The sequence below is a fragment of the Actinophytocola sp. genome, from assembly GCF_036402745.1.
Taxonomy (GTDB): Bacteria; Actinomycetota; Actinomycetes; order Mycobacteriales; family Pseudonocardiaceae; genus Actinophytocola.
The window spans coordinates 1-8,163 of record NZ_DASWSJ010000092.1 but is presented as its reverse complement, the minus strand read 5'-3'; the positions used below and the strand labels follow the sequence as shown (position 1 = coordinate 8,163).

Here is an 8,163-nt window from a genome sequence, read left to right as displayed (position 1 = left end):
CCACTTTCGGGGTACACCGCTGGCGCCCTCCCCCCAGTCCGTCCATAGTGGAATTACCGGTGGGGACCGGGGAGAGGGGCCGCCCGGCGGCGTGCGCACCGCCACGCCGGGCGGCTCCGCGCCCCCCTGTTCGGTGTCCCTATGGGCCGCCTTCCCTCTTCGAAGGCTCTGGGGGGCGACCCCCCAGGCCCCCACGGTGCGAGCTCCTTCCGACCCAGCGTGGGCTCGCTTCGCATCGACCAGCTTTTGCCGCTTCGCGGCTCGCCGCTTCGCGGCCTCGCTTCGCGTTGGCTGCCTCTCGCCGCTTCGCGGCCTCGGCTGGGTCTTGCCGTTCGGTTTGTGTTGGCTGGGTCTTTGGCGCTTGGCGGGCTTGGTTCGCGTTGGCTTGATCCCGCGCTTCGCGGGCTCGCTTTGTGTTGGCTCGGTCTTGCCGCTTCGCTTTGTGTTGGCTCGGTCTTGGTGCTTCGCGGGCTGGTTGGCGTTGGCTGCTTCTCGCCTCCGCTCGCGTTGAGCAGCTCTCGCGCTCTTTGCGTCTCGCGGGCTGCTTCGCATTCAGTGCTCTCGCTTCGGGGTCGCCGGGTTCGTGGGTTGCGGTCTTTGTTTGGCTCGGTGTCGGGTGTCCACAGGGGAGATCGCGGCGGCCTGGGTTTGTCGGGGGGTGGACGTAGGCTGGATTCCGGGGCCGGAGGCCGCGGGGCTGCTGGCTCGGGTCGGGCCTCGAGGGGGTTGTCCACAGGCGTCAGATTTCGGGCCCCTGTTGTCGGGGCTGCTGCGTAGGCTGATCCGGGGGCGGAGGCCGACGGCGGTGCGGGTCGGGGGCGTGGCCGCCTACAGTCAGGCCATGGTGAACGTGTCGCGGGAGACGTTGGCGGCGCTGGATCTCGCGTCCGGCAAGCTGGCCTCCGCGGCGCTCGCCTCCATGGACGAGCAGTTCGCCTGGTTCGGGCGCATGCCCGCCGACCAGCGCGCCAGCGTGCAGCTCATCGCGCAGACCGGGGCGGCCGGGTTCACCGCCTACCTCCGCGACCAGCGCGAAGCCATCCGCCTCACCACCGACGCCTTCCGGCAGGCCCCGCGCGAGCTGTCCCGCTGGATCAGCCTCCGGCAGACCGTCGAGCTCGTCCGCGTCGCCCTGCACGTCATCGAGCAGGAGGTGCCCGACCTCGCCGCCGACGACGACGAGCGGCAGGTCCTCACCGAGGCCGTCCTGCGCTACGGCCGCGAAGTCGCCTTCACCTCCGCGATGTCCTACGCCTCCGCCGCCGAGACCCGCGGCGCGTGGGACGCCCGGCTCGAGGCCTCCGTCGTCGACGCCATCGTCCGCGGCGACGCCGAGGAGTCCCTCCTCTCCCGGGCCGCCGCGCTCGGCTGGGACCTCGACGAGCCCGCCACCGTCCTCGTCGGCAACTCCCCCTCCGACGACCCGCCCACCGTCCTCTACGAGGTCCGCCGCCGCGCCGCCCGCGCCAACCGGCCCGTCCTCCTCGGCGTGCAGGGCTCCCGCCTGGTCGTCGTGCTGGCCGGCGAGACCGGGGAACCCAGCGACGTCCTGAAGAAGATGTCCGCCTCGTTCGGCAACGGGCCCGTCGTGGCCGGGCCGACCGTCGACAACATCGCCGACGCGCACCGCAGCTCCGCCGACGCGCTGTCCGGCCTGCGCGCGGTCGTCGCCTGGCCGACCGCGCCGCGCCCGGTCCGCTCCACCGACCTGCTGCCCGAGCGCGCGCTCGCCGGCGACCCCGAGGCCGAGTGGCAGCTCATCGAGCAGATCGCCAGGCCCCTCGAGGAGGCGGGCGGCGCGCTGCTGGAGACCGTCGAGACCTACCTGGAGGCCGGCGGCGTGCTCGAGACGTGCGCGCGGCTGCTGTTCGTCCACCCGAACACCGTCCGCTACCGGCTTCGCAAGGCCACCGAGCTGACCGGTCGCAACGCCAATCTCGCTCGCGACGCGCTTGTGCTCCGCATCGCACTTGCGGTCGGAAGGCTGTCGCGATCGCGGGGCCTGTGGTAGGCCATCCGAACAACACAAACCCTTCTTGACCGTTCATCAGGCGGCAACCTTTGTATGGTTCCTACAAAACGGTCGCCCTGACTTGGTGACTGTCAGCATCACGTCAGAGGGTGCCCAACGTGTGTAGTTGCACTGTGCTCGCGCTACTCGCCCCAGGCCAGGGCTCCCAGACTCCCGGCATGCTCGCCCCATGGCTCGAGCTGGACGGCACCCGCGAGCGGGTGGCCGGCTGGTCCGAGCTGACCGGGCTCGACCTCGTCGAGCTCGGCACGACGGCGGACGCCGACGCGATCAAGGACACCGCGATCACCCAGCCGCTGGTGGTGGCGCTCGCGCTGCTGGCGTTCGAGGAACTGGAGCGACGCCACGAGCTGCCGGCCGGCATGCTGGTGGCCGGGCACTCCGTGGGCGAGCTCGCCGCCGCCGCGATGGCCGGCGTGCTCAGCGCCGACGACGCCGTGTCGCTGGCCGCGGTGCGCGGGCGGGAGATGGCCGCCGCGTGCGACCTCGCGCCCACCGGCATGGCCGCGGTGATGGGTGGCGAGCCCGAGCAGGTCGTCGAGTGGCTCGCCGAGTTCGACCTCACCCCGGCCAACCGCAACGGCGCCGGCCAGATCGTCGCCGCCGGTGCGCTCGACGCGGTGGACAAGATCGTCGCCGACAAGCCCGAGTTCGTGAAGAAGATCATCAAGCTCAAAGTGGCCGGCGCGTTCCACACGCGCTACATGGAGCCCGCGCGGGAGGCGCTGCGCGAGAAGGCCGCCGCCGTCACGACCGCCGACCCCACCCGCACGCTGCTGTCCAACGCCGACGGCGAGCCCGTGGCCACCGGCGCGGAGGTGCTCGACCGGCTGGTCGAGCAGGTCACCCGGCCGGTCCGGTGGGACTCCTGCATGGCCACGATGACCGCGCGCGGCGTGCACGCCCTCGCCGAGCTGCCGCCCGCGGGCGCGCTCACCGGGCTCGCCCGGCGCGAGCTCACCGACGTCACGATCGTCAGCCTCAAGAAGCCCGACGACCTGGCGAAGGTGGCCGCCGCGCTGTCCGACCACACCGACCAGGAGGCCTCCGCATGACCCAGCTGCGACTGTCCCAGGGCGCCGCGGCCACCCGGATCCTCGGCATCGGCAGCACCCAGCCCGAGCGCGTCGTGACCAACGACGAGCTGTCGGAGCACATGGACACCAACGACCAGTGGATCCGCGAGCGGGTCGGCATCGCCGAGCGCCGCTTCGCCGGGCCGGAGGACACCGTCGTCTCGATGGCGGTCGAGGCCGGCTCCAAGGCGATCGCCGCGTCCGGGCTCGTCCCGGCCGACGTGGACACCGTGCTCGTGGCCAACTGCACCACCACCGTGCCCATCCCCAACGCCGCGGCCCAGGTCGCCGAGCTGATCGGGGTGAAGGCGGCCGGCGGGTTCGACCTCAACGCCGCGTGCGCCGGGTTCTGCTACGCGCTCGCGTCGGCCTCGGACATGGTCCGCGCCGGCTCGGCCACCCGGGTGCTGGTGATCGGCTCGGAGAAGCTCACCGACGTCGTCGACCCGGCCGACCGGTCGACCGCGATCATCTTCGCCGACGGTGCGGGTGCCGCGGTGGTGGGCCCGAGCGACGAGCCGGGCATCGGGCCGGTGGCGTGGGGCACCGCCGGGGACCTGGTCGAGACCATCACGATGCCCGACGACAAGTACATCTTCCAGGAGGGCCAGGCGGTCTTCCGCTGGGCGACCACGAAGATCGCGCCGATCGCGCTGCGTGCGCTGGAGCTCGCGGGCCTCGAGCCGTCCGATGTGGACGTGCTGATCCCGCACCAGGCGAACCTGCGGATCGTCGAGGCGATCGCCAAGAAGCTGCGGCAGAAGGGCGCGCGGGAGGACATGGTCGTCGCCGACGACATCGTCACCTCGGGCAACACCTCTTCCGCGTCCATCCCGATGGCGATGGACCACATGCGGGCGGCGGGCCGGGTGCACTCCGGCGACGTCGCGCTGCTGATCGGGTTCGGCGCAGGCCTGTCCTACGCCGGCCAGGTCGTGATCTGCCCATAACCAGGAACTCCCGGCGGCGCGTGCCGTCCGGCGAACAGAAGGAGATTGAGTACATGGCGAACGAGAAGCCCAGCGAGGCGGAGATCCTCGCCGGTCTCGCCGAGATCGTCGAAGAGGTCGCCGGTGTCGAGGCCGACGAGGTCACCGCCGACAAGTCCTTTGTGGACGACCTGGACATCGACTCGCTGTCCATGGTCGAGATCGCCGTGCAGGCAGAGGACCGCTTCGAGGTGAAGATCCCGGACAACGAGCTCGCCAACCTGAAGACCGTCGGGGACGCGGTCAGCTACGTCTCCAAAAACGCCTGACACACACGCCTGACACACCTGTCCGGCATCACGTCTGGCACCGCCACGAGCTGGCACCAGCGAGCCACCACGGAGGGGGCAATGAGCACGGTCGATGTGGTCGTCACGGGAATGGGTGCGACGACGCCGCTGGGCGGCGACGTCACGTCCACCTGGGACGCCTTGATCGCCGGCCGCAACGGCATCCGCACCAACGACGCCGAATGGGTCGCGAAGTACGACATGCCCGCGAAGCTGGCCGCGCCCCTCGCCGTCGAGCCGAGCGAGGTCCTGCCCCGCGTGCAGCTGCGCCGGCTGGACCGCTGTGAGCAGATCGCCATCATCGCCGCGCGGCAGGCCTGGGCGGACGCCGGCTACGAGACCCCGACCGAGGAGAGCCAGTCGGTCGACCCCGACCGGCTCGGCGTGGCCATCGGCACCGGCATCGGTGGCCCGGTCACCCTGCTCGACCAGGACGACCTCCTGGAGAGCCAGGGGCTGCGCAAGGTCTCGCCGCTGACCGTGCCGATGCTCATGCCCAACGGGCCGGCCGCGCACGTCAGCATCGAGCTGATGGCCAGGGCCGGGGTGCACTCCCCGGCGTCGGCGTGCGCGTCCGGCGCCGAGGGCCTGGCCACCGGGTGGCAGATGATCCAGTCCGGCCGGGCGGACGTGGTGGTGGCGGGTGGCGCCGAGGCGTGCATCCACCAGATCACCGTCGCCGGGTTCGCCCAGTCCCGGACGCTGTCGCTGCGCAACGACGAGCCGGAGCGCGCGTCCCGGCCGTTCGACGTCGACCGGGACGGGTTCGTCCTCGGCGAGGGTGCCGGCGTGCTGGTGCTCGAGCGCGAGGACCACGCCCGGGCTCGTGGTGCGCGGATCTACGGGAAGCTGGCGGGGGCCGGCATCACGTCCGACGCGTATCACATCACGGGCAACCACCCGGAGGGCATCGGCCAGATCAACGCGATCAAGTACGCGCTGCGCTCGGCCGGCCTGTCGCCGACCGACATCGGCCACGTGAACGCGCACGCCACGTCCACGGTGGTCGGCGACATCGGCGAGGCGGTCGCGATCCGCAAGGCGATCGGCGACCACGTGGTGCTGACCGCGCCGAAGAGCTCGATGGGTCACCTGGTCGGCGGTGCCGGCGCGGTGGAGAGCATCGCGACGCTGCTGTCGATCTACCACGGCATCATCCCGGCCACCCGGAACCTGGAGAACCAGGATCCCAAGGTGCAGCTGGACATCGTCGCCGGCGAGCCCCGCAAGCTGGAGCTCAACGCGGCCGTGAACGACTCGTTCGGCTTCGGCGGTCACAACGTGGCCCTGGCGTTCACCGCGGCCTGACCACAAGTCAGGGCGCGGTCCTTCGCATGACCCGGAGGGGCGCCGCCGCGGCCGAGCGGCTCGAGTGGTGCCGCTGCCCGTGGTCGTCGACGTGCCGGGGTACCCGCCCGGCGTCGGCCAGGGGTGCGACGGCGGTGTTCGCGTGGCCGGAGGAGGACCGGGAGGCCCTGACGTCCGGTTGACCGAGGAGCACGAGCGGATCGCCGGTGGGGTCGATCGGGCGATGGCTATCGGGGTCGTGGACGAGATGATCGAGCCTCGGCAGACCCGGCGGAAGCTGGCTGAGGCGCTGGCGGCAGCGCCCGCTGGGCGAGTTGTCCACAGGGGCCGCTCTTGGCCGCGGTTTTCGTCGGTGGGCGTCCGTAGGATGGATCTCGGGGGCCGGAGGCCACGGCCGCTACCTCCCTCGCCGCCCTCTGGAGCTTCGCTTCGCCTTCAGGTGCAGGCTTCGTGCTGGGGGCTTGCGCTTGCTGGGCTGCTGTCCAGCTTCCAGCCGTCGCGTTCCTGGACCAGGGGGAACACCACGTTCCAGTGGATGCACCCGGCCGGCAGCTCCTTCGGGGCGTTCGCCAGGTCCTGGGTGCTCGTGAACGTCATCAGCACCCGGGCCGTGTCCTGTTCGCCCAGTTCTATGCGGTAGATCATGACGCTGCCGTCCTGAGTGGTCTGGTAGTCCGCGCGCCACTTCTTCTCCGGCGTCATGTCGATGCGCTGGCGGATCACCGTGCGTTGCCAGGCCGCGTAGTCCCGGGAGTTGATCGCGTCGAAATACCGCTGGAGCAGCTCCCGGACGGTCTCGTACAGCGGATGCGCCACCGCGTCCTGGCTGCCCGCGACGGTCGCCGGGCCGGGTTGCTGGCTCGGCGGCAGAGAAGTCTGGGGCAGCAGGACAGCAGAAGGCGGCGTCGGGCCTGGGTCCTCGTACAGGGTGCGGGTCAGAAGGGCGCCGACGGCTGTCGCGATCACCGTGATCAGTAGCACCGGCAACAGCCAGAGCTGGCGTGGACGGTCAGACGGCACCCGTAGAGCCTGCCACGCTCACCCGACCCTGTGCAGCCAGGTCACCGGGGCACCGTCGCCCGCCCGGCGGTACGGCTCCAGGGCGGCGTCCCACGACGCGCCGAGCAGCTCGTCGATCTTGTGGGCGAACGCCTCACCTGCCCGGCTGGCCGTGGCCATGGCCCGCAGCTGATCCTCCCCGACCACGAGGTCTCCGTTGGCCGACGTGCGGGCGCGCCACAGCCCGAGGGTGGGCACGAAACAGAACCGCTCGCCGTCGACACCCTCGCTCGGTTCCTCGGTGACCTCGAAACGGGTCATCGGCCACGCCTTCAACGCGGCCACGAGCTTGGCACCGGTACCGGCCTCCCCGGTCCAGCCGCACTCGGCCCGGAGCTGTGCCTGCGCCGCCGGCTGCGCGGTCCACTGCAGGTTCGCCCGGACTCCGAGGGTGCCCGAAATAGCCCACTCGACGTGCGGACAAACCGCAGACGGCGACGAGTGGACGTACACCACGCCACGAGTGCTCACTGCTGACCTCCGCTTGATCGACGAGGAACCGTCTTCCCCTACGTCCTCGTCCACGGTGGACAGCTCGCGCACTCCAACCACTGTTATTGGCGACCATTGTGCCCTGCGCCGACACGTTTTCGCCACACCGGCGCGGAATCACAGGGCTCGCCACACCAAGCGTAGCCATCCAGATACGGTTGTCCCGGATCGGGTGACCACACCGCGAACCTGTCGGGGAGGTGCAACGTGCGACTGATCCGACTCGGCGAGGAGTCCTCGGAGGTCGGTGCCGACGTCCGCGCCGCGCTCGCCTCCTGGGGACGCGGGGACGCGGTCGTGGGCGGCGTCGCGTTGCTCGGATGCCAGCCCGGGGACAGCCCGCGGCCGGTGGACGCGATCGTGCTGCTGCCCCGCGGCGTGCTGGTGGTCGTGGGCGTCGACCTGCCCGACCCGGCCGTGCGGCTGGAGGCACCGCTGTCCGGCCAGTGGCGCACCGACGGCTGGCCGCTGGTCCGCCCGGACGGCGTGGTCAACCCCGCCACCGAGGCGATGGAGCTGATCGGGGTGATCACCCGGTACCTGGAGAAGTCCCGGGTCGAGCCGCTGCCGGTCGGCACGGTCATCGCGGTCGGTCCGTATGTCTCCCAGGTCCAGCAGCCCACCTCCGACCTGCTGCGCGGCGTGCGCGTGCTGCACCCGGAGCCGATGACGCTGCTCACCGCGGCCCGCGAGCTGGCCGTCTACCAGCGCCGGTGTTCGGTGGACGCGGCCCGGCGGATCATCGCCGCGCTCGCCCCGGACGCCCCGCTGCCGGACCCGGCCGAGCTCAAGGCCGAGGGCTTCTCCGACGCCGTGCTGCCGGACCTCGCCCTGGCCAGCACCACGATCATCCCGAGGGTGGCCGAGCCGGTGGTCCGGTCGCCCAAACCGGCCGCGCGGCGCGGGCAGTTGCGGTG

8 protein-coding genes and 1 pseudogene are annotated in these 8,163 nt (G+C 71.5%); 7 read left to right on the top strand and 2 right to left on the bottom strand.

Annotated features, from left to right (window positions below):
- Positions 1 to 841: 841 nt before the first annotated feature.
- The 6 genes from VGD70_RS09105 to VGD70_RS36920 all read left to right on the top strand — a co-directional run bounded on the left by VGD70_RS09105 (position 842) and on the right by VGD70_RS36920 (position 5,877).
- Entirely contained in the window at positions 842 to 2,011 is a 1,170-nt protein-coding gene (locus tag VGD70_RS09105) for a PucR family transcriptional regulator (protein WP_331080058.1), read from the top strand.
- A 119-nt stretch (positions 2,012 to 2,130) separates the two neighbouring features.
- On the top strand, positions 2,131 to 3,087 hold the full coding sequence (locus VGD70_RS09100) for an ACP S-malonyltransferase (RefSeq protein WP_331080057.1): 957 nt from the start codon (positions 2,131 to 2,133) through the stop codon (positions 3,085 to 3,087).
- Positions 3,084 to 4,058: a beta-ketoacyl-ACP synthase III gene (locus tag VGD70_RS09095; RefSeq protein ID WP_331080055.1), complete on the top strand. Its 975-nt coding sequence runs from the start codon at positions 3,084 to 3,086 to the stop codon at positions 4,056 to 4,058. The genes VGD70_RS09100 and VGD70_RS09095 overlap by 4 nt, the downstream gene beginning before the upstream one ends.
- 53 nt (positions 4,059 to 4,111) lie before the next feature.
- A complete protein-coding gene (locus VGD70_RS09090) occupies positions 4,112 to 4,366 on the top strand; it encodes an acyl carrier protein (protein WP_331080052.1) in 255 nt (84 codons plus the stop codon).
- An 81-nt stretch (positions 4,367 to 4,447) separates the two neighbouring features.
- The gene (locus VGD70_RS09085) at positions 4,448 to 5,695 is read left to right on the top strand and encodes a beta-ketoacyl-[acyl-carrier-protein] synthase family protein (RefSeq protein WP_331080050.1); all 1,248 of its coding nucleotides are present in this window, start codon (positions 4,448 to 4,450) and stop codon (positions 5,693 to 5,695) included.
- Positions 5,696 to 5,721: 26 nt separating this feature from the next.
- Positions 5,722 to 5,877, top strand: coding sequence for a hypothetical protein (locus VGD70_RS36920; RefSeq protein WP_414637922.1), 156 nt, complete (start codon positions 5,722 to 5,724; stop codon positions 5,875 to 5,877).
- Between the two features lie 253 nt (positions 5,878 to 6,130).
- Here the strand turns inward: VGD70_RS36920 and VGD70_RS09075 are convergent, their stop codons facing one another.
- Both VGD70_RS09075 and VGD70_RS09070 read right to left on the bottom strand, forming a co-directional pair.
- Positions 6,131 to 6,715 carry a hypothetical protein gene (locus VGD70_RS09075; RefSeq protein WP_331080049.1) on the bottom strand — a complete coding sequence of 195 codons (585 nt, stop codon included), beginning with the start codon at positions 6,713 to 6,715 and terminating at the stop codon, positions 6,131 to 6,133.
- 18 nt (positions 6,716 to 6,733) lie between these two features.
- Complete coding sequence (locus VGD70_RS09070) at positions 6,734 to 7,225, bottom strand: DUF3145 domain-containing protein (protein ID WP_331080047.1); 492 nt, start codon at positions 7,223 to 7,225, stop codon at positions 6,734 to 6,736.
- A gap of 228 nt (positions 7,226 to 7,453) precedes the next feature.
- Between VGD70_RS09070 and VGD70_RS09065 the strand changes: the two are divergent.
- Positions 7,454 to 8,163, top strand: a pseudogene (locus tag VGD70_RS09065) (hypothetical protein); the annotation flags it as partial.